This is a genomic window from Arthrobacter sp. Cza30 (assembly GCF_059090765.1).
Genome location: NZ_JBNHGA010000006.1, coordinates 200,276 through 220,535, shown reverse-complemented (window position 1 = coordinate 220,535; position 20,260 = coordinate 200,276). Strand labels below are relative to the sequence as shown.

The 20,260-nt window shown below is 68.7% G+C and carries 16 protein-coding genes and 1 tRNA gene; 5 read left to right on the top strand and 12 right to left on the bottom strand.

Features of this window, described 5'->3' with window-relative positions:
- Positions 1-112: 112 nt before the first annotated feature.
- Both AC5RVZ_RS21670 and AC5RVZ_RS21665 read left to right on the top strand, forming a co-directional pair.
- Positions 113-472, top strand: coding sequence for a nuclear transport factor 2 family protein (locus AC5RVZ_RS21670; protein WP_494067729.1), 360 nt, complete (start codon positions 113-115; stop codon positions 470-472).
- 65 nt (positions 473-537) lie between these two features.
- Positions 538-1,158, top strand: coding sequence for an L-threonylcarbamoyladenylate synthase (locus AC5RVZ_RS21665; protein ID WP_494067728.1), 621 nt, complete (start codon positions 538-540; stop codon positions 1,156-1,158).
- Positions 1,159-1,230: 72 nt separating this feature from the next.
- On the opposite strand, the gene ligD is transcribed toward AC5RVZ_RS21665, so the two are convergent.
- Complete coding sequence (ligD, locus tag AC5RVZ_RS21660; protein WP_494067727.1) at positions 1,231-2,253, bottom strand: non-homologous end-joining DNA ligase; 1,023 nt, start codon at positions 2,251-2,253, stop codon at positions 1,231-1,233.
- 51 nt (positions 2,254-2,304) lie between these two features.
- Here ligD and AC5RVZ_RS21655 point away from each other — a divergent pair, with 51 nt between their 5' ends.
- The gene (locus AC5RVZ_RS21655) at positions 2,305-2,979 is read left to right on the top strand and encodes an alpha/beta hydrolase family protein (RefSeq protein WP_494067726.1); all 675 of its coding nucleotides are present in this window, start codon (positions 2,305-2,307) and stop codon (positions 2,977-2,979) included.
- A gap of 76 nt (positions 2,980-3,055) precedes the next feature.
- On the opposite strand, the gene AC5RVZ_RS21650 is transcribed toward AC5RVZ_RS21655, so the two are convergent.
- Positions 3,056-3,487, bottom strand: coding sequence for a YybH family protein (locus AC5RVZ_RS21650; RefSeq protein WP_494067725.1), 432 nt, complete (start codon positions 3,485-3,487; stop codon positions 3,056-3,058).
- 206 nt (positions 3,488-3,693) lie between these two features.
- On the opposite strand from AC5RVZ_RS21650, the gene AC5RVZ_RS21645 reads away from it, so the two are divergent.
- The gene (locus tag AC5RVZ_RS21645; RefSeq protein ID WP_494067724.1) at positions 3,694-4,146 is read left to right on the top strand and encodes an SRPBCC family protein; all 453 of its coding nucleotides are present in this window, start codon (positions 3,694-3,696) and stop codon (positions 4,144-4,146) included.
- Positions 4,147-4,170: 24 nt separating this feature from the next.
- Here AC5RVZ_RS21645 and AC5RVZ_RS21640 read toward each other — a convergent pair whose 3' ends face one another.
- Positions 4,171-6,348: an elongation factor G-like protein EF-G2 gene (locus tag AC5RVZ_RS21640; protein ID WP_494067723.1), complete on the bottom strand. Its 2,178-nt coding sequence runs from the start codon at positions 6,346-6,348 to the stop codon at positions 4,171-4,173.
- Positions 6,349-6,484: 136 nt separating this feature from the next.
- Positions 6,485-6,565 (bottom strand) — tRNA-Leu (locus AC5RVZ_RS21635).
- Between the two features lie 137 nt (positions 6,566-6,702).
- Between AC5RVZ_RS21635 and AC5RVZ_RS21630 the strand changes: the two genes are divergently transcribed.
- Positions 6,703-7,296 carry an ANTAR domain-containing response regulator gene (locus tag AC5RVZ_RS21630; RefSeq protein ID WP_493977830.1) on the top strand — a complete coding sequence of 198 codons (594 nt, stop codon included), beginning with the start codon at positions 6,703-6,705 and terminating at the stop codon, positions 7,294-7,296.
- Positions 7,297-7,409: 113 nt separating this feature from the next.
- On the opposite strand, the gene pyk is transcribed toward AC5RVZ_RS21630, so the two are convergent.
- The 8 genes from pyk to AC5RVZ_RS21590 all read right to left on the bottom strand — a co-directional run bounded on the left by pyk (position 7,410) and on the right by AC5RVZ_RS21590 (position 20,200).
- Positions 7,410-8,894 carry a pyruvate kinase gene (gene pyk / locus AC5RVZ_RS21625; protein WP_494067722.1) on the bottom strand — a complete coding sequence of 495 codons (1,485 nt, stop codon included), beginning with the start codon at positions 8,892-8,894 and terminating at the stop codon, positions 7,410-7,412.
- A gap of 46 nt (positions 8,895-8,940) precedes the next feature.
- Complete coding sequence (locus tag AC5RVZ_RS21620; protein ID WP_494067721.1) at positions 8,941-10,401, bottom strand: glutamate synthase subunit beta; 1,461 nt, start codon at positions 10,399-10,401, stop codon at positions 8,941-8,943.
- On the bottom strand, positions 10,394-15,025 hold the full coding sequence (gene gltB, locus AC5RVZ_RS21615; protein ID WP_494067720.1) for a glutamate synthase large subunit: 4,632 nt from the start codon (positions 15,023-15,025) through the stop codon (positions 10,394-10,396). The genes AC5RVZ_RS21620 and gltB overlap by 8 nt, the downstream gene beginning before the upstream one ends.
- A gap of 493 nt (positions 15,026-15,518) precedes the next feature.
- Positions 15,519-16,805 carry a prolipoprotein diacylglyceryl transferase gene (lgt, locus tag AC5RVZ_RS21610; RefSeq protein WP_494067719.1) on the bottom strand — a complete coding sequence of 429 codons (1,287 nt, stop codon included), beginning with the start codon at positions 16,803-16,805 and terminating at the stop codon, positions 15,519-15,521.
- A 73-nt stretch (positions 16,806-16,878) separates the two neighbouring features.
- Positions 16,879-17,682 (bottom strand): tryptophan synthase subunit alpha, encoded by an 804-nt coding sequence (gene trpA / locus AC5RVZ_RS21605; RefSeq protein WP_494067718.1) that lies wholly within the window; start codon positions 17,680-17,682, stop codon positions 16,879-16,881.
- A complete protein-coding gene (gene trpB / locus AC5RVZ_RS21600) occupies positions 17,679-19,007 on the bottom strand; it encodes a tryptophan synthase subunit beta (protein WP_494067717.1) in 1,329 nt (442 codons plus the stop codon). Before trpB ends, trpA begins: the two co-directional genes overlap by 4 nt.
- 90 nt (positions 19,008-19,097) lie before the next feature.
- Positions 19,098-19,916, bottom strand: coding sequence for an indole-3-glycerol phosphate synthase TrpC (gene trpC / locus AC5RVZ_RS21595; protein WP_494067716.1), 819 nt, complete (start codon positions 19,914-19,916; stop codon positions 19,098-19,100).
- 2 nt (positions 19,917-19,918) lie between these two features.
- The gene (locus tag AC5RVZ_RS21590; protein ID WP_494067715.1) at positions 19,919-20,200 is read right to left on the bottom strand and encodes an HGxxPAAW family protein; all 282 of its coding nucleotides are present in this window, start codon (positions 20,198-20,200) and stop codon (positions 19,919-19,921) included.
- Positions 20,201-20,260: the final 60 nt, after the last annotated feature.

Genomic DNA, 20,260 nt, shown 5'->3' with positions numbered 1-20,260 from the left:
CCAGCGGAAGCGTGGCATGCGCTCCGCGGGAGATGCGGCGTAGTCGGACCGCATGCGCCCCGCGGGAGACGCGGGGGTTGTCGACCCGCGGCCGCCGCAGTACAACGGTGGGATGGATGCGAAGACGGCGGCGTGGATCGGGGCCTACCGGCAGGCCTGGGAGACCAATGACCCGGATCAGATCGGAGCCTTGTTTACCGACGACGCCGAGTACCGGCCGGAGCCGTGGACGGACCCGTGGCGTGGCCGGGACAGCATTGTCCAGCAGTGGCTGGCCCGCAAGGACGAGCCAGGAGCTGCGACCTTCGAGTGGCACGAAGTCGCCGTGACCGACGACGTCTCCGTGGTCGAGGGAACGACTGCCTACCGGGACGGACGCACCTACAGCAATTTGTGGGTGATCCGTTTGAATGGCGAGGGCCGGGCAACCCACTTCACCGAGTGGTGGATGGACCAGTCGGTCCCTTCCTGAGGCCGACGCCCGCACAGGAGGCGACGCTCATGCATCAACCGCGCCCGTGGCCGTAAGCTCGGGGAATGGCGAGATACTTCGACGTACACCCCCAGGATCCCCAGCAGCGCTCGATCGGCCAGATTGTTGACCTTGTCCGGTCGAACGCGCTGATCGTGTACCCGACCGACTCTTGTTATGCCTTCGGCGCGCAACTGGGCAACAAGGACGCCCTGGAACGGATCCGGACGATCCGCCGGCTCGACAACAAGCACCACTTCACCCTGGTCTGCAAGGACTTCGCCCAGCTGGGCCAGTTCGTGCACGTCGACAACAACGTTTTCCGCAGCATCAAGGCCGTGACCCCGGGAAGCTACACCTTCATTCTGCCGGCCACCGCAGAGGTTCCCCGCCGGCTAATGCATCCGAAGAAGAAGACCGTGGGCGTCCGCATTCCGGCAAACAACGTCGCGCAGGCAATCCTGGCGGAGCTGGGCGAGCCGCTGCTCTCCAGCACCCTGCTGTTGCCCGACGAGGAGGAACCGCTGACCCAGGGCTGGGAGATCAAGGACCGGCTCGACCATGTAGTGGACGCCGTGGTGGATGGCGGCGACTGCGGGTCCGAGCCGTCCACCGTCGTCGACTTTTCCGGCGGCACCGCCGAGGTGGTTCGTCACGGAGCCGGCGACCCGTCCCGGTTCGAATAGGCCTGGGGTTGCGGTGAGGGCGGTACTGGCCGCCCCCGGCTGCACGGCCCGCCGCCGCCCGGTTCCGCCCCGCTAATCCTTCTTGCGCGCCCGGCTGGGCTGCACCCGCGGCGGCTCGCCCGGCATCTTCGGGTAGTCGGGCGGGAAGGGCATCTCCCCCAGACCCGCGGCGAGGTCGCGTTCCCACCACTGGAGCAGAACGTCGATCTTGCCCGGCTCATCATGCATGCGGGCCCACGGGTCGCCGGTTGTCTTCAGCCTGTCCGGAACCGTGGCGATCGTGAACTTCTTCGGGTCGGCCGTTTCGAGTTCGTCCCATTCGATGGGGCAGGACACCGCCGCGTTCGGCAGGGCCCGCGGGCTGTAGGCACCCGCCATGGTCCGGTCGCGGTTGGCCTGGTTGAAGTCCACGAAGATCCGCTCCCCGCGCTCCTCCTTCCACCACGACGTCGTCACCTGTTTCGGCATCCGCCGCTCGATCTCCCGCGCCGCCGCGATGACGGCGTGGCGTACGTCCAGGAATTCGTGCGTCGGCTCGATCGGCGCGAACATGTGCAGCCCCCGGTTTCCGGAGGTTTTGATGAACGCGTTAAGTCCGGCCTCCGCCAGCACCGACCTCAGTTCGATCGCCACCGGGATGGCGTCGTCGAACGAGGTCCCCGGCTGCGGATCCAGGTCGATGCGCAGCTGGTCCGGGTTGTCGGAGTTCCCCGCGCGCGACGGCCACGGGTGGAATACCACGGTGTTCATCTGCACCGCCCACACCGCGGCGGCGGGCTCGTCGAGGACCAGTTGCGGGTGCGACCGGGCGCTCGGATACACCACCATCACCGACCGCACGAAGTCGGGCGCACCCTTGGGCGGATTCTTGGAGAAGAACTGCTCGCCGTCGATCCCGTTCGAAAACCGTTGCAACGACACCGGCCGGTCGCCGTTGGCGCGGACGAAGGCCTCGCCAACCTCCGCGATGTAGCGCGCCAGATCCAGTTTGGTGATCCCCAGGTCGGGCCACATCACCCGGCTCGGGCTGGAAATGCGCACCTCGCGCTCGCCATGCGGTCCGTCGACCGTCAGCGTTGTCTGTTCGCTGGCCATGGGAACACCTAAACACACGCACGTCGCTTCTGGCGAGGGCATGATGGGAGCATGCCTATCACCGAGTCCCCCATGACCATCGAGGTCGGCGACACCACCGTCTCCGGTGTCTACGCCCGCCCCGAGTCCGCGTTCGCCACGCTGGTGGTGGCCCACGGGGCCGGCGCGGGCATGGACCACCCGTTCCTGTCCGGTTTCACCCGCGCCTTGAACGACGACGGCGTAGCCACCTTGCGTTTCAACTTCCCCTACCGGGAAGCCGGCAGGAAGTTTCCGGACCGCCCGCCGGCTGCCATCGTGGCGTGGCGTTCGGCCATGCGGGAAGCGGCAGCGCGGTCCGAAGGTGAACCGCTGTGGGCGGCCGGCAAATCCTTCGGCGGCCGCATGGCGTCGATGGCCGTGGCGGAGGGCATGCCGGCCGCCGGCCTCGTGTACCTGGGCTATCCGCTGCACCCGCCGGGGAAACCGGACAAGCTGCGCGACGAGCACCTGTATGGGCTCACCCTGCCCATGCTGTTCCTGCAGGGCACCCGCGATACCTTCGCAACCCCGGAACTGCTCGAGTCCGTCGTCGGACGCATCGGCCCGAACGCCGTGCTCGCCTGGCAGGAAGGCGGCGACCATTCCTTCGACGTCAAGGGCAGGAAACGAGGGGCGGCGGAAATTGGGGCATCGCTCGCCGGCCCCGCTGCCGGATTCCTCCGCTCGAGGGTCGGCGGCGCCTGACCGCCGGCCGGCTGCCGGCCAGTGCCCCGCGATGGAGTCGATGGCCCGCGGTGCTGGACCCCCGGCTGGCTGCCGGCTACTGCTCGACGATCGAGTCGATGGTCCGCGGGGAGGTGATGGGATCGGCGTGACGGTGGATAATCTTCCAGGTGCCGTCCTCCATCCGGAAAATCGTCGTGACCCGCAACGAGATCGGGGACGCCGCGTCGGACACGCTGACCTTCACCCTGGTCCGCTCTATTTCGACGATGTAGGCCAGATCGGTCGCGACATAGGTGGAAATCCGCTCAAACCGGATCGGCTCGCCCTCCCTGAAATGCGATACCGCCCGGTCCATGGCCGCCTCGACCTCCGCCCAGCCACGGGCAGGCGGACCCAGCGGATTGGCAAGTGTGACCTCCTCCTGCCGCGAAAACAGGTCCTTCGCCAAATCGGGGTTTCCTTGGACGAACGCGTCCAGCGCGCTGTGGTAACGCTCGGCAACACGTTCGAGATCGGGCCCTGGCATGATTCCTCCAGCCGCTGCCTCCCGCCGGGGCCGTGCGGCCGGGGCGCGAATACAGCCATGCTCCCACCGGCATCAGGGGATGTCCATGACCGGTGTCGACCCCCGTGCAGGGCTCCTACCCGGGGGCCGGACCGCTGGACTACGATGGTCGGGCCGGCGGCCGTACGCCTCCTGCTGCGGGTCCGTGCCGAAAGGGGCCGCGTCCGATGAACGAGCAACCCGGCGGCTTCGTGCTGGAACTGGAGGCGGTCCTGGCCGCGCCGTGCGACATGGTTTTCCGCATGCTGACGGACGCGCGCGAGCTGGCCATATGGTGGGGTCCCGAAGGTTTCACAACACCCGAGGCCGTGCTCGACGCCAGGCCGGGCGGCACCTACCGGCTGACCATGAAACCACCCGACGGCCCGCCCTTCCACCTCGCCGGTGAGTTTCTCGAAATCGTCCCTCCGCGCCGCCTCGCCTACACCTTCCGGTGGGAGGAGCCTGCGCCCGATGACCGCGAAACCGTGGTCACGCTCTCGCTCGAACCCTCGGAGGGCGGCACCCGCCTCGCCCTCCGGCAGGGCGGGTTCGCCACCGAGGAACGTCTCGGCCTGCACCGGGCCGGCTGGGCGGATGCCTTGGGGAAACTCGCCCGCGTCCTCCGCTCTAGCGGGTGACCGGGCCCGTTCCGACCGAAGACCTTACCGCTGCCCCACCCCGCTCGCCGCTGTCGAAGGCACCGGGTCGTGCCGCAGGTAGGCGCGCCGGAAACGCCCGGTGCCGCCGGTCAGGGCACGAAGGTCGATGGCGTAGCGCAGCAATTCGTGGTCCGGGACTTCGGCGCTGATTTCGGTGAGGTCCCCGCCGGCCGAATCCGATCCGGTCAACCGTCCCCGCCGGGCGGACAGGTCGCTCATCACCGTTCCCACGTAGTCGTCGGGCACCGTGATCGTCACGGCGGAGACCGGCTCGAGCAACTGGATGCGCGCCGCCGCAGCGGCTTCCCGCAAGGCCAGGGCACCCGCGGATTGGAAGGCCGCGTCGGAGGAATCGACGCTGTGGGTCTTGCCGCCGACCAGTGTCACGCGGATGTCGACGACGGGGAATCCGGCGGAGACGCCTTTTTCCATCTGCGCCCGGACACCCTTCTCGACGGACGCGATGTAGGGCCCCGGGATGATGCCGCCGACGATCTTGTCCACGAATGCAAATCCGGCGCCCCGCGGAAGCGGTTCCACCTCGATATCGCAAATGGCGAATTGGCCGTGCCCGCCGGATTGCTTGACGTAGCGTCCGCGTCCGGCGGCCCCGGCCGCGAACGTCTCCCGCAGGGGCGTGACGACGTCGACCGTTTGAACATTCACGCCCTGCCCGCGCAGCCGGTCGAGCACCACCTCGGCGTGCGATTCGCCCATGCACCACAGGATCAGTTGGTGTGTCTCCTCATGCCGCTCCACCCGCAGGGTCGGGTCGCCCGCGGCCACCTTGGCAAGGCTCTTCGCCAGGGCGGCCTCGTCGTTGCGGGTGGCCGCCTCCACCGCGACGGGCAACAGCGGTTCCGGCATCTCCCAGGGTTGGATGAGCATCGGCTGCTCCCGGGACGACACCGTGTCGCCGGTCTCGGCGGTGCCGATCTTCGTCAACGCGCAGATGTCGCCGGCGATGCACAAGGACACCGACCGCAGGGTCGAAGCGAGCGGGGCGTGCAGATGCGTGACCCGTTCGTCGCTGTCGTGGTCGGCGTGGCCCCGGTCGGCGAGCCCGTGTCCGGACACGTGGATGGCGGAGTCGTCCCGCAGGGTGCCCGAAAAAATCCGGACCAGGGAGACCCGGCCCAGGAACGGGTCGGTGGTCGTGCGGATCACTTCGCCGGCGAGCGGTCCGTCGGGATCGCAGCGCAGCGGGGTGCTGCGCGATCCGTAGAGTCCCGTCGCCGCCGGCAGCGGGCGCTCGAGCGGGGACGGGAACGCCCGCTTGAGCATGTCCAGCAGCTCCGCGATGCCCAGCCCGGTTTCCGAGGAGGTGGCCAGCACCGGGTAGAAGGATCCGCGCGCGACGGCGGTTTCCAGGTCGGAGAACAGCACATCGAGGCCGATCTCCTCGCCGCCGAGGTAGCGGTCCATCAGGGACTCGTCCTCGCTCTCGGCAATGATGCCTTCGATCAGGGCGCTGCGGGCCTCCTCGGCCCCCGCGAGCTCCCCGGCTTCCGCGGGGCGGACGGCGGGCTTTCGTTCCCCGGCACTGTAATCCGACACGGTGCCGGACAGCAGTGCGTGCAGCCCCGTCAGGTCCGCCCCGCTCCGCACCGGCAGGTACAGCGGCTGCACGGACTCGCCGAAGGCGCCGCGGCAGCCGGCCAGCGCCGCTTCGAAGTCGGCCCGCGGGTGGTCCAGCCGGCTGATGGCCACCGCCCTCGGCATCCCGACGCTCTCGCATTCGGTCCACAGCGCGGTGGTCGCGGCATCGATCCCGTCCACGGCGGACACGACGAACAGGGCAGCGTCGGCGGCGCGAAGACCGGCCCGCAGCTCGCCGGTGAAGTCCGAGTAGCCCGGCGTGTCCAGGAGGTTGATTTTGACGTCGTCGTACATCAAGGGGAGGACGGAGAGCACGACGGAACGCTGCTGATGGATCTCGGAGGGATCCGAGTCGCTGACGGTGGTGCCGTCGACGATCGAACCCATCCGGTTCGTGGCCCCCGCCGCCAGCAACAGGGCCTCCGCGAGCATGGTCTTCCCGGCACCCGAGTGGCCCACCAGCACCACGTTGCGGATCTGCTCCGGCCGGGACACCGTTGCCGCGGCGGAGACCTCCGCCCGGCGCAGATCGGCGCTGCGTCCAGAACCCTTCGCCAACCCGTTGGCCGATTTCCCCGACATGAGCGCCTCCTGGCGTCGTAGGCATCGTCGTCCTGCGCACTCACCTGCTCTTAACAGATTCGACACCCGGAAGGGGCGCAGCGGCAAGGGCGTGGCCGCGGGTTAAACACGAAGGCCCCCCGAAGGGAGCCTTTTGTGCCCGAGGTGGGATTCGAACCCACACGGTTTTACCCGCCGCATTTTGAGTGCGGTGCGTCTGCCATTCCGCCACTCGGGCCTGCGCCGGTCGCGGAGCCGGTCTCCAACTGTGAAAACCGTCATGCTGCCCGGTGCGCGAATCTACTCTACATGCCGATAGGCTATTTCACGGAACCGACGCCATGCCAATGGCAACGCAACACTCTAGGAGCGCCAGTGTCTGAACAAACCGAGTCTGTCCCCGCTCGCCGCGTCGTCGTCGCGGAGGACGAGACACTGATCCGCCTGGATATCGTCGAAATTTTGAGGGGCGAGGGCTACGACGTCGTTGGCGAAGCCGACAACGGCGAAAAGGCCGTGGAACTCGCCCAGGAACTGAAGCCGGACCTGGTCCTCATGGATGTGAAGATGCCCGTGATGGACGGCATCTCGGCCGCGGAACAGATCGTCAAGGCACGCATTGCCCCCGTGGTCCTGCTGACGGCGTTCAGTCAGAAGGAGCTGGTGGAGCGCGCCCGCGACGCCGGTGCGATGGCGTACGTGGTGAAGCCCTTCACGCCCGCGGACCTGATTCCGGCCATCGAGATCGCGCTCTCCCGACACGAAGAGATCGCCGCCCTGGAATCCGAGGTATCCGACCTGCAGGAGCAGTTCGAGACCCGGAAGCTCGTGGAGCGGGCCAAGAGCCTGCTCATCACCAAGATGGGCCTGACCGAGCCCGAAGCGTTCCGCTGGATCCAAAAGACGTCGATGGACCGCCGGCTGAGCATGCGCGAGGTCGCCGAGACGATCATCAACCAGGTGAACTAAGGCAACGGGAACGGCGAACTAGGCAGCGGGAACGTCGAACCAAGGCAACGCGAACGGCCTCCGGAATGATCCGGAGGCCGTTTTGCTGTCCTTGGCCTGCAGCGGCCCTTCGCCTACGACGACGGCCAGGGGCCGACCCGCTCGGGCCGGGGGTGCGGCTGGCCGTCCAGCAGTTCGCCGGCGTCCGCTAGGTCGCCCACCCGGTGCACCTTCAGGGAGTTGGTGGAACCGGCCTTGCCCGGGGGCGAACCGGCGGCGATGACGACCAGGTCGTCGATCTCGACCAGCCCGCGCTCGTAGAGGATCCGGTCCACCTGGGCGGTCATCTGGTCCGTGTGCTCGACGAACTCCACGACCAGCGGCTGGATGCCCCAGGTCAGCGACAGCACGTTCAGGGTGGACTGGAGCGGGGTGAACGCGAAGACCGGCCGTCCGGGGCGCAGCCGGCTGAGCCGGCGGGCCGAGTCGCCGGACTGGGTGAACGCGCAGATGTACTTGGCGTCGAGCTGGTCGGCGATCTGCACGGCCGCCCGGGTGATGGCGCCGCCGCGGGTCTTCGGCTGGCTGCCCAGCGGCTGAATGCGGTCCAGCCCGTGCTGCTCGGTGGACTCGATGATCCGGGCCATGGTCCGGACCGTCTCCAGCGGGTACTTGCCCACACTGGTTTCGCCCGAGAGCATGACCGCGTCCGCACCGTCGAGCACGGCGTTGGCGCAGTCCGATGCCTCGGCCCGGGTGGGCCGCGGGTTGTCGATCATCGACTCGAGCACCTGGGTGGCCACGATCACCGGTTTCGCCCAGCGGCGGGCGAGTTCGACGGCGCGCTTCTGCACCAGCGGAACGTCCTCCAGCGGCAACTCCACCCCCAGGTCGCCGCGGGCGATCATGATGGCGTCGAACGCGTCGATGATCTCTTCGATGGCGTCCACGGCCTGCGGCTTCTCGATCTTGGCGATCACCGGGGCGCGGCGTCCCTCCTCGTCCATGATCTCGTGGACCCGCCGGACGTCGCCGGCGTTGCGCACGAAGGACAGGGCCACCATGTCGACGCCGGTCTTGAGCGCCCAACGCAGGTCTTCCTCGTCCTTCTCGCTCAGGGCCGGGACGTTGACCGCGACGCCGGGCAGGTTGATGCCCTTGTTATTGGACACCGCACCCGCCACGGTGACTTCCGTGACCACCTTGACGTCGTCGACCTCGATGGCCTTCAGCGCCACCTTGCCGTCGTCGATGAGCAGGGAGTCGCCCACCTTGACGTCGCCCGGCAAGCCCTTGTGCGTGGTCGAGCACTGCTCGGCGGTTCCCTCCACGTCCTCGGTGGTGATCGTGAAGCGGTCCCCCACCGCCAGGTGGTGGGGGCCGTTCACGAAGCGCCCCAGGCGGATCTTGGGGCCCTGCAGGTCGGCGAAGATGCCCACCGGCTTGGACAGTTCGGCCGACGCCTTGCGGACGTTGTCGTAGGTCTGCTGATGCACGCGGTAGTCGCCGTGGCTCATGTTCATCCGGGCCACGTCCACGCCCGCCTGGAGGACGGCCAAGGTGCTCTCGTAACTGGCGATGGCAGGGCCGAAGGTTGCAACGATTTTTGCGCGTCTCATATCCCTACCCTAATCAGAATGCGGCCATCGCGCAGGCCTGCCGCCGCTAGGGCAGCACCGCGATCGCACGGTCTTCCGGGGCCACCGGCGCCGGCAGCCGCGTGGTACCGGTCAACCACCGGTCGACGGCGGCCGCGCAGGCGCGCCCCTCGGCGATCGCCCACACGATCAAGGACTGTCCGCGCCCGGCGTCGCCGGCGACGAAGATGCCCTCGGCGCCGGTCATGTAGCCGCCGTCGCGGGCGACGTTCCCGCGCTCGTCGAAGGTAGCGTTGACCTGCGCGTCGATCCCGGCGTGCTCCGGACCGGTGAAGCCCAGGGACAGGAACACCAGGTCCGCCGGGATTTCCCGCTCCGTGCCGGGCTTGGGCACCCGCCTGCCGTCCACGAACTCGGTCTCGGCGACCTTCAGCGCCGTGAGCACGCCGTTCTCGCCCACGAACTCCACGGTGGAGGCGAGGTAGGTCCGCTCGCCGCCTTCCTCGTGGGCGCTGGCCACTTCGAACAGCGCGGGGAACGTCGGCCACGGCTGGTGCGACGCACGCTGGGCCGGCGGCTGCTTGCCGATGGCCAGGGTGGTCACCGAGGCCGCCTGCTGCCGGTGCGCGGTGCCGAGGCAGTCCGCGCCGGTGTCGCCGCCGCCCAGGATCACCACGTGCTTGCCCCGGGCGTCGATCTGGTCCGGGACCGCCTCGCCGGCCACCACCCGGTTGGCCTGCACCAGGTAGTCCATGGCGAAGTGCACGCCGGACAGCCCGCGCCCGGGGATCGGCAGGTCCCGCGGCACGGTGGCACCGGTCGCGATCACCACGGCGTCGTAGCGGCGGCGCAGCTGATCCCAGCTGATGTCCTTGCCCGCCTCGATGCCGGTGCGGAAGCGCGTGCCCTCGGCCCGCATCTGCTCCAGCCGGCGGTCCAAGTAGTGCTTCTCCATCTTGAAGTCGGGAATGCCGTACCGCAGCAAACCGCCCACCTTGTCGTCGCGCTCGTACACCGCCACGGTGTGGCCCGCTCGCGTCAGCTGCTGCGCCGTGGCCAGCCCCGCGGGGCCGGATCCGACGATCGCGATCGTGTGACCGGTCAGCCGCTCCGGCGCGTGCGGAGTCACCCAGCCCTGGTCGAAGGCTTCCTCGATGACGGACACTTCCACCTGCTTGATGGTCACCGCCGGCTGGTTGATGCCCAGCACGCAGGCCGCCTCACACGGCGCCGGGCACAGCCGGCCGGTGAATTCGGGGAAGTTGTTGGTGGCGTGCAGCCGCTCAATCGCCTCCTGGTCCTTGCCGCGCCAGGTCAGGTCGTTCCACTCCGGGATCAGGTTGGCCAGCGGACAGCCCTGGTGGCAGAACGGGATGCCGCAGTCCATGCAGCGGCCTGCCTGGCTGCGGAGCACGCCCTTTTCCTGCGCCTCGTAGACTTCCTTCCAGTCCATGATCCGCACGGGAACAGGGCGGCGGGGCTGGGTCTGGCGTTCTCGAACTTTCATAAATCCGCGTGGATCAGCCACCGGTTACCTCCAGGATTCGGGTCCAGACAACGTCGCCGTCGGGGTCCAACCCTTCGGCTTCGGCGTTCGCCCGGGCTTGCAGCACCGCCGCGTAGTCGCGCGGCAGCACCTTGGTGATGCGGGCCAGGGTGCCTTCGAGGTCCTCCAGCAGGCGCGCGGCCAGCCGGGAACCGGTCTCCTCCGCATGTTTCTTCAGCAGGGAAGCGATGGTCCCTTCGTCCGCCGGGTCCGGCCGCAGCAGCTGCAATTCGCCGTTGCCGGTGCTCTGCGTGTTCAGCATGCCCGGGTCCAGGTCCAGCACGTAGGCCACGCCGCCGGACATGCCGGCGCCGAAGTTGCGGCCGGTCCGGCCCAGGACCAGGGCCAGTCCCCCGGTCATGTACTCGCAGCCGTGGTCGCCGATTCCTTCGACGACGGCGGTGGCACCCGAGTTCCGGACCAGGAACCGCTCGCCCACCTGGCCGCGCAGGAACATCTCGCCGCTGGTGGCGCCGTAACCGATGACGTTGCCCGCAATCACGTTGCGTTCGGACGCGAACGTGTTGGCCCGGTCCGGCCGGACGATAATCCGTCCGCCGGAGAGCCCCTTGCCGACGTAGTCGTTCGAGTCGCCGAGCAGCCGCAGGGTGATGCCGGCGGGCAGGAAGGCGCCCAGCGACTGCCCGGCCTGGCCGGTCAGCGTCACGTCGATGGTGTCGTCCGCCAGGGTCTGGATGCCGAATCGCCTGGTCACTTCGTGGCCGAGCATCGTGCCCACGGCCCGGTCGGTGTTGATCACGTCCAGGCTGATCCGCACCGGTTCGCGGTTGGTCAGCGCGTCGGAGCTCATGGCGATCAACTGGTTGTCGAAGTGCTTGTCCAGTTCGTGGTTCTGCGTGGTCATGTTGCGCAGCGGAATGTCGGAGTCGGTGCCGTAGCCGCGCAGGATCGGTGACAGGTCCAGGCCGTCGGCCTTCCAGTGGTCGACCGCTTCGCGCGTGTCCAGCAGCTCCGCGTGTCCGATGGCCTCGGCCAGGCTGCGGAAGCCCAGCCCGGCCAGCAGTTCGCGCACTTCCTCCGCAATGAACTCGAAGAAGTTCACCACGAACTCGGGCTTGCCGGTGAACCGGCGGCGGAGTTCCGGGTTCTGCGTGGCAACCCCCACGGGGCAGGTGTCCAGGTGGCAGACGCGCATCATGATGCAGCCGGAGACCACCAGCGGCGCCGTCGCAAAGCCGAACTCCTCGCCGCCCAGCAGCGCCGCGATCACCACGTCGCGGCCGCTCTTCAGTTGCCCGTCCACCTGCACGACCACCCGGTCCCGCAGGCCGTTGAGCATCAGCGTCTGCTGCGTCTCGGCCAGCCCCAGTTCCCAGGGCGCTCCGGCATGTTTGAGCGAGTTCAGCGGGCTCGCCCCGGTGCCGCCGTCGTGCCCCGAGACGAGGACTACGTCGGCCTTCGCCTTGGTCACGCCGGCCGCCACGGTGCCGATCCCGACTTCGGACACCAGCTTCACATGCACGCGTGCCGAGGGGTTGGAGCGCTTGAGGTCGTAGATCAGCTGCGCCAGGTCCTCGATCGAGTAGATGTCGTGGTGCGGCGGGGGCGAGATCAGGCCCACGCCCGGTGTCGAATGCCGGGTCCGGGCCACCCACGGGTAGACCTTCTGGCTCATCAGCTGGCCGCCCTCGCCGGGCTTGGCTCCCTGGGCCATCTTGATCTGGAGGTCCTCGGCGTTGGTCAGGTACAGGCTGGTGACGCCGAACCGGCCGGAGGCCACCTGCTTGATCGCCGAACGGCGCTCCGGGTCCAGCAGCCGGTCCACGTCCTCGCCGCCCTCGCCGGTGTTCGATTTCCCGCCCAGCCGGTTCATGGCGATGGCCAGCGTCTCGTGCGCCTCCTGGGAGATGGAGCCGTAGCTCATGGCCCCCGTGGAGAACCGCTTGACGATGCTCGAGACGGGTTCGACCTCCTCCAGCGGCACGGGCGGGCGGGCGCCGGCCTTGAACTTCAACAGGCCGCGGAGCGTCATCAGGTCCTTCGCCTGGTCGTCCACGCCGCGGGTGTAGGCCTTGAACACGTCGTAGCGCCGTTCGCGGGTGGCATGCTGCAGCCGGAACACCGTCTCCGGGTTGAACAGGTGCGGCGGTCCTTCGCGGCGCCACTGATACTCGCCGCCGTTCTCGAGCGACCGGTGGGGGTCTTCGATCCCGTCGGCGGGGTAAGCCTGGGCGTGCCGTGCCGCGGCCTCGGCGGCGATGACGTCCAGGCCCACGCCGCCGAGCTGCGACTGGGTGCCGGCAAAGTACTGGTCGACCAAGGATTGGGCGAGTCCGATCGCTTCGAACGTCTGGGCACCGCAGTAGGAGGGGACGGTGGATATGCCCATCTTGGACATGATCTTCAGCACGCCCTTGCCCAGGCCCTTGATCAGGTTTTGCACGGCCTGGGCCGCGGTGACGCCCTGGAGGTCGCCGTTGCGCACCAGTTCCTCGCAGCTTTCCATCGCCAGGTACGGATTGACGGCGGAGGCGCCGTACCCGATCAGGGCGGCGACGTGGTGGACCTCGCGCACGTCGCCGGCTTCCACCAGCAGCGAGATCTTGGTCCGGTTGGCGCTCTTGAGCAGGTGGTGGTGCACGGCGCTCGTCAGCAGCAGCGACGGGATGGGAGCCCATCGGGCGTTCGAGTCCCGGTCCGAGAGCACGATGAACTTCACGCCGCGGTTGACGGCGCCGGAGACCTTTTCGCAGATTTCCTGCAGCCGGGCGGACAACTCGGCGGCGCCGCCGTCGGGCCGGTAGAGGCCGCTCACCTTCAGCGCGAGGCGGCTGCCCTCCTCGTCTTCCATCGCGGCGATCTTGGCCAGTTCGTCGTTGTTGATCACGGGGAAGTTCAGCGCCACCTGGGTGGTGCGCACCTGGCCGGTCGCCAGCAGGTTGCCGTCGGGGCCGATCGACGAACGCAGCGAGGTCACGAGTTCTTCGCGGATGGCGTCCAGCGGAGGGTTGGTCACCTGGGCGAAGGACTGCACGAAGTAGTCGAACAGCAGCCGAGGGCGCTTGGACAACACCGCGATCGGGGTGTCGGTGCCCATGGCCCCCAGCGGTTCGGCGCCGGTGCGGGCCATCGGGCCCAGCAGGATCCGCAGCTCTTCCTGCGTGTAGCCGAAGGTCCGCTGGCGGAGGTTGACCGACGCGGCGGTGTGCACCACGTGCTCGCGTTCCGGCAGGTCCTCCAGCCGGATCATGTTGTCCTTGAGCCATTCGCCCCACGGGTTGGCGGCCGCGACGTCGGCCTTGATCTCCTCGTCCTCGACCAGCCGGCCGGCCTCGGTATCCACCAGGAACATCTTCCCCGGCGAGACCCGGCCCTTCCTGACCACCGTGGCGGGATCGATGTTGACGACCCCGACCTCCGAGGCCAGCACGACCAACCCGTCCTCAGTGACCCAGTAGCGGGCCGGGCGCAGGCCGTTGCGGTCGAGCACGGCGCCGACGAGCCGGCCGTCGGTGAAGGAAACGGCGGCGGGTCCGTCCCACGGCTCCATCAGCATCGAGTGGTACTGGTAGAAGGCGCGGCGCTCGGGGTCCATCGTGGCGTGGTTCTCCCACGCCTCGGGAATCATCATCATGATCGCTTGCGTAATCGGGCGCCCCGCGAGCATCAGCAATTCGGCGACTTCGTCAAAGGAGGCGGAGTCGGAGGCGCCGGGCGTGCAAATCGGGAAAAGCTCTTCCGGCGTGTCGCCCAGCAGGGGGCCCTTCAGCTGCGACTGGCGGGCCCGCATCCAGTTGCGGTTGCCCTTAACCGTATTGATCTCGCCGTTGTGCGCGATGGTGCGGAACGGCTGGGCCAGCGGCCACGAGGGGAACGTGTTGGTGGAGAAGCGGGAGTGGACGATGCCCAGTTTCGTCTTGAAGCGGGGGTCGGAGAGGTCCGGGTAGAAGGGTTCCAGCTGCGCGGTGGTCAGCATTCCCTTGTAGACGATGGTCTTGGACGACAGCGACGGGAAATACACGCCGAACTTGTTTTGAGCGCGCTTGCGGACGCGGAAAACGCGGGCATCCACATCGCTGCTGCCGGCTGCCGCCGGGTCGAGGCCCAGGAACACCTGGGCAAAGTGGGGCATGCAGGACCGCGCCATGGCGCCGACCAGTTCGGCCACCACCGGGACGTCGCGCCAGCCGAGGACTGTGAGGCCCTCGGAGGCGGCGATGGCCTCCACGCCGTCCCGCGCTACCGCCGCCTCAGACTCGTCGCTGGGCAGGAACGCGGTTCCGGCGGCATACAGGCCGGGTGCCGGCAGTTCAAAGCCCACCACCGCGCGGAAGAATTCATCGGGGATCTGGGTGAGCAACCCGGCGCCGTCGCCGGTTCCTTCGTCGGCGCCGACCGCGCCGCGGTGTTCCAAATTGCGCAGCGCCGTCAGCGCCGCGTCGACGATGTGGTGGCCCGGCCCGCCCCGCAGGGTGGCAATCACCGCCAGGCCGCAGGCGTCCTTTTCGTGGGCGGGGTCGTAGAGTCCGGTTTTCTCCGGGTAGGCGGCGAAACGACTGAACGGCGAGGGCACCGTGGTGTGCCGGCGTTCGTGTCCGCCGCCGAGGCTGCGCGGGGTACTCGACCCCTTGAACGGAGGAGTCATCTGAACTTCCTTCTCCTGGATGTAGGTGAGAAGGGGACGGCGCTGGCCCCGCCCGGGCCCGCTCGAGCAAGCAGGCCCGTGATGCCATGGATTCTGTGGCCAGCTCACCCCGCACAGCGCATTCGGTGTCCAGGGGTCGGATGGGGCCGCCAGGATGAACTGTGCGGTTGATCGGCCACGGCCGCCGGGACCGCACTGGGTGGTGCGCCTTGTCCGGCGGAGAATCCACGTCAGTGTGGTCGGTACGCCGCATGCCTGCGCCCGGTCGGTGGTCCGGGAGGTGCGTACTGATGTGTTCGGGTCGCCGGTGAGGGCGGACCGGCCACGGAACGAGTGTGTTCTGCGGTAGAGCGACGATAGCACGGCGGGGACCCCGCAACACAGGCTTTTCGGGTTTTTTACCGACCGCTTTTCGGATTGTTGACGGCAGCCCGGAGCGCACGAGGCCGCCGGAACGTCAGGAGGCTGCGTTCCGGCGGCTGCGCGGGGAAAACTAGTGCTGGCTGCGGTTGTTGTCCGCCCCGAGCGGGTCGTTCCCGGCCGCGGCATCCGCGGGGTTGGCGGCATCCGCGGGCTTGGCAGCAGCATCGGCGGGCTTGGCCGCATCCACGGGCTTTGCAGCAGCATCCGCGGGCTCGGCGGCGGCGGGCTTGGCGGCATCCGCGGGGCTGGCTGCGGGCTTGGCCGCATCGGCGGGCTGCCCGCCGTCCTCGGCCGCGGGAGCCTCGTCTGCGGCAGGATCTCCGTCCTTCGCGTCGGGCGTCCCGGCAGCGGTTTTGGCCTTACCCCCCGCGATCACGGAGGATCCGGCCCCGCCGGCGCGGGGTCCGCCGTCGTGCTTGGAGGCGTTTTCCTGCCGGGCCGCGGCATGCCCGGATTCGACCCCCGCCGCGACTGCCGAGGGCTCGCGGCCCGGCAGGTACAGGGAGTCGGTCTCCGCGGTCCGCGGACGGCGCGCCAGCACGATGAAGATCACGACGGCGGCGACCAGCAGCAGCAGCGACGTCCAGACGTTCAGCCGCTGGGTGATGCCGAAGATCGTGATCATTTCGGCGTCGTCGATGCGCAGCATTTCGATCCAGACCCGGCCGAGGGTGTAGAACGCGACGTACAGCCAGAACAGCATGCCGCGGCGGAACTTGAAGCGCCGGTCCAGGAGCAGCAGCAGGGCCACGCCCGCCAGGTTCCACAGCGACTCGTAGAGGAAGGTGGGGTGGAACAGCGTGCCCGGTTCCGCGTCGGCCGGGAAGTTGGGGTTGTCGGCGTCGATCTCCAGACCCCAGGGCAGCGTGGTGGGAGCGCCGAAGAGTTCCTGGTTAAACCAGTTGCCCCAGCGGCCGATCGCCTGTGCCAGCAGCACGCCGGGTGCGGCGGCGTCCATGAAGGCCGGCAGCTTGAAGCCGGCCCGGCGGCAGCCGATCCAGGCACCGACCAGGCCCAGTGCCACGGCGCCCCAGATCCCCAGCCCGCCGCGCCAGATCTGCGGGATCAGGCCCAGGTCGCCGTTCGGCCCGAAGTACGCGTCGGGCGAGGAGAACACGTGGTAGAGCCGGCCGCCGACGATGCCGAACGGGATGGCCCAGATGGCCACGTCCCAGATGAACTCCTCCGGCCCGCCGCGGGCCTTCCAACGGCGGTGGGTGAGCCAGATGGCCGCAACGATGCCCAGCAGGATGCACAGGGCATAGGCATGGATGGTGAGCGGGCCGATGCTGAATCCGGACCAGCCGGGGCTGGGGATGGAGGCCGGTACGGCCGTTGCAATAGTCGTGCTGTACACCAGTTGAGTCCTCTTGGCCGGAGTTGCGGGTCGGGCGCGGCCCGCGGCAAACCGCCGGCCACCGGTTATTCTGTCAGGCCCGGGCTGTGCCTTCGCTCAGCCGCGCCGCGAGCTTGCCCAGTGCAGGCACACCGGCGTTGCCGAGTTCGGCCACCAGCGCGGTGCCCACGATGGCGCCCTCGGCATACGCGCCGATTTCGCGCACGTGCTCGGGACTGGAGACGCCCAGGCCGACGCAGACCCGTTCGGCTCCGGCCTCGTGCGCCGACCGGACCACGCGCTCGGCGGCGCCGGAAACGCTCTCGCGGGCACCGGTGACGCCCATGATCGACACCGCGTAGACAAAACCGCGGCTGGCCCTGACCGTCATCGCCATCCGCTCCGGGGAGGAGGACGGGGCGACCAGGAACACGCGGTCCAGCCCGTACTTGTCCGAAGCCTCGAACCATTCGGCCGCCTCGTCCGGGATCAGGTCCGGGGTGATCAGCCCGGCGCCGCCGGCCTCGGCCAGCCGCCGGGAGAACTCGTCGACGCCCATCCGCAGGACCGGATTCCAGTACGTCATCACCAGCACGGCGGCGTCGCAGCGGGCGGTGATGCCGGCGACGATGTCGAACACCTGGCTGACTCGGAAGCCGTCCTTCAGCGCCTGCACGGTGGCGGCCTGGATGACGGCGCCGTCCATCACCGGGTCGGAGTACGGAATGCCGATCTCAATGACGTCGACGCCGTTCTCCGCCAGCGCGACGGCGGCGTCGATGGTGGTCTGGACATCCGGGTAGCCGGCGGGCAGATAGCCGATCAGGGCGGTCCGGCCGTCGGCCAGGGCCCGGTCGATGGCCGCAGCCGATTTGCTGGCGATGGCGGTATTGTTCACAGCTGCTCTCCTTCGGAGCCGATTTCGGCCTCGGGCGATTCGTCCGGCAGCAGGCCGAACCACTCCGCCGCGGTGGCGACGTCCTTGTCGCCCCGGCCGGAAAGATTCACGACGATGACGACGTCCTGCGGATGATCCTTGCCCTCGGTCAGGCGCTTGCCCACCCGCAGCGCCCCGGCCAGGGCGTGCGACGACTCGATCGCCGGGATGATGCCCTCGGTGCGGCACAGCAGCCGGAAAGCGTCCATCGCCTCGCTGTCGGTGACGGGCTCGTAAGTGGCCCGGCCGATGTCCGACAGGTAGGAATGCTCCGGGCCGACGCCGGGATAGTCCAGTCCGGCCGAGATCGAATGCGACTCGATGGTCTGGCCGTCCTCGTCCTGCATGAGGTAGGAGCGCGCGCCGTGCAGCACGCCGGGCCGGCCCAGCGTGATGGTTGCGGCGTGGCGGCCGGTGTCGACGCCGTCGCCGCCGGCTTCAAAGCCGTACAGCGCGACGTTCCGGTCGTCGAGGAAGCCGTGGAAGATGCCGATGGCGTTGGAACCGCCCCCGATGCAGGCGCAGACGGCGTCCGGCAGCCGGCCGGTCTGGTCCAGGATCTGCGCGCGGGCTTCCTCGCCGATGACTTCGTGGAAATAGCGGACGAGCGCCGGGAAGGGGTGGGCGCCGGCGGCGGTGCCCAGCAGGTAGTGGGTGTTGTGCACATTGGTCACCCAGTCGCGCAGGGCCTCGTTGATGGCGTCCTTGAGCGTCTGGGACCCGGCGGTGACGGGCACGACGGTGGCTCCGAGCAGCTCCATCCGGGCCACGTTCAGGGCCTGCCGGCGCGTGTCCTCGGCACCCATGTAGACCACGCACTCCATGCCGAGCAGCGCGGCGGCGGTGGCACTGGCCACGCCGTGCTGGCCGGCACCGGTCTCCGCAATGATGCGCGTCTTGCCCATCCGCTGGGCCAGCAGGGCCTGGCCCAGCACGTTGTTGATCTTGTGGGAGCCGGTATGGTTCAGGTCCTCGCGCTTGAGGAAGATCCGGGCGCCGCCGGCATGTTGGGAGAAGCGCTTGGCTTCGGTCAGCAGCGACGGCCGGCCGGAATAGTTCTTGTTCAGCTCGGTGACCTGGGCAATGAACTCCGGATCAGCCTTGGCCTTTTCGAAGGTGTCTTCCAGCTCGTCCAGCGCAGCAATCAGGGATTCCGGCATCCAGCGCCCGCCGAAGGCACCGAAATAGGGGCCGGGGGCATGGCGGAGGCTGCCGCCGGCCAGGAAGGCATCGGCCGGTTCCTGGGTGTTTCCGGGCTCCACCGGGGTGTCGGGGCTCTGCGTCATGGCCGTCCTGTCTGTTACTGGAGGCAGGACGGCCAGCCGCAACCGGCCCTGCCTGCCCCTGGGGATTCTTAAGTTGTGTGGCGCGCGGGTTCAGCCGCGCGCGGCAATGGCCTCGGCGCCCGCCGCGCCGAATTCGGCTACGGCGGCTTCCGGGTCGCCCGTGATGACCAGCGCCTCGCCCACGAGGACGGCGTCGGCGCCCTGCGTGGCGTAGTCGCGCACGTCGTCCACTCCGCGGACTCCGGATTCGGCCACCACCACGGCGCCGGAGGGGATGCGGCCCGCCAATCCGGCGAACACTGAGCGGTCTACGTCCAAGGTCTTCAGGTTGCGGACGTTCACGCCGATGATGCGTGCGTCCACGGCGACGGCGCGGTCGATTTCGTCGGCGGTATGCGTCTCGACCAAGGCCTCCATGCCCAGTTCGTGGGTCAGCGCCAGCAGGGCCTTCAGCCGCTCGTCGTCCAGTGCGGCGACGATCAGCAGCACCAGGTCGGCGCCGTGGGCGCGTGCCTCGAAGATCTGGTATTCGTCGACGTTGAAGTCCTTGCGCAGCAGCGGGACGTCCACGGCGGCGCGCACCGCGTCGAAGTCGGCGAGCGAGCCGTTAAACCGGCGCTGCTCCGTCAACACGCTGATCACGGCGGCACCGCCGCGTTCGTAACCGGCGGCCAGTTGGGCCGGATCGGCGATGGACGCCAGGTCGCCCTTGGAGGGGCTCTTGCGCTTGACCTCGGCGATCACCTTGAGCGCGGTTCGCGGCGAATCGTTGCCGCCCAGGGCCGCGTAAGCATCACGCGGAGCCGGCGCGGCCGCGGCCAGCCGCTGGATCTGCGCCAACGGAACCTGGGCGCGCCGGGACTCGAGATCTTCGCGGACTCCAACGATGATGTCGTCGAGAACGGTCACGTTCAGTGTCCGCTGCCCTGGATCTTGCTGCCGTCCACGCCGTAGCCGACCTTCTTCATGATCCAGCCGACGATCAGGCCGATCAGCATGATTGCCATGCCGGCCCAGAAGACCGGGGACGAGGCCATGGCGAAGCCGATGCCTCCCACGATGGAGCCCAAGATCATGATGAGCACGCAGGTCCAGGCGGCGGGGCTGTTGCCGTGGCCGATGACCTCGTCGTGGATGCTGCCTGCCGGATCCGTCTTCATCGCGGTTTCGGTGGCGGTGGCCTGGTTGCCCATGGTGTATCTCCCTCTAAACGGTTCTGCTACTTCATTCTGCCATTGTTTGCGGGCCCGGCA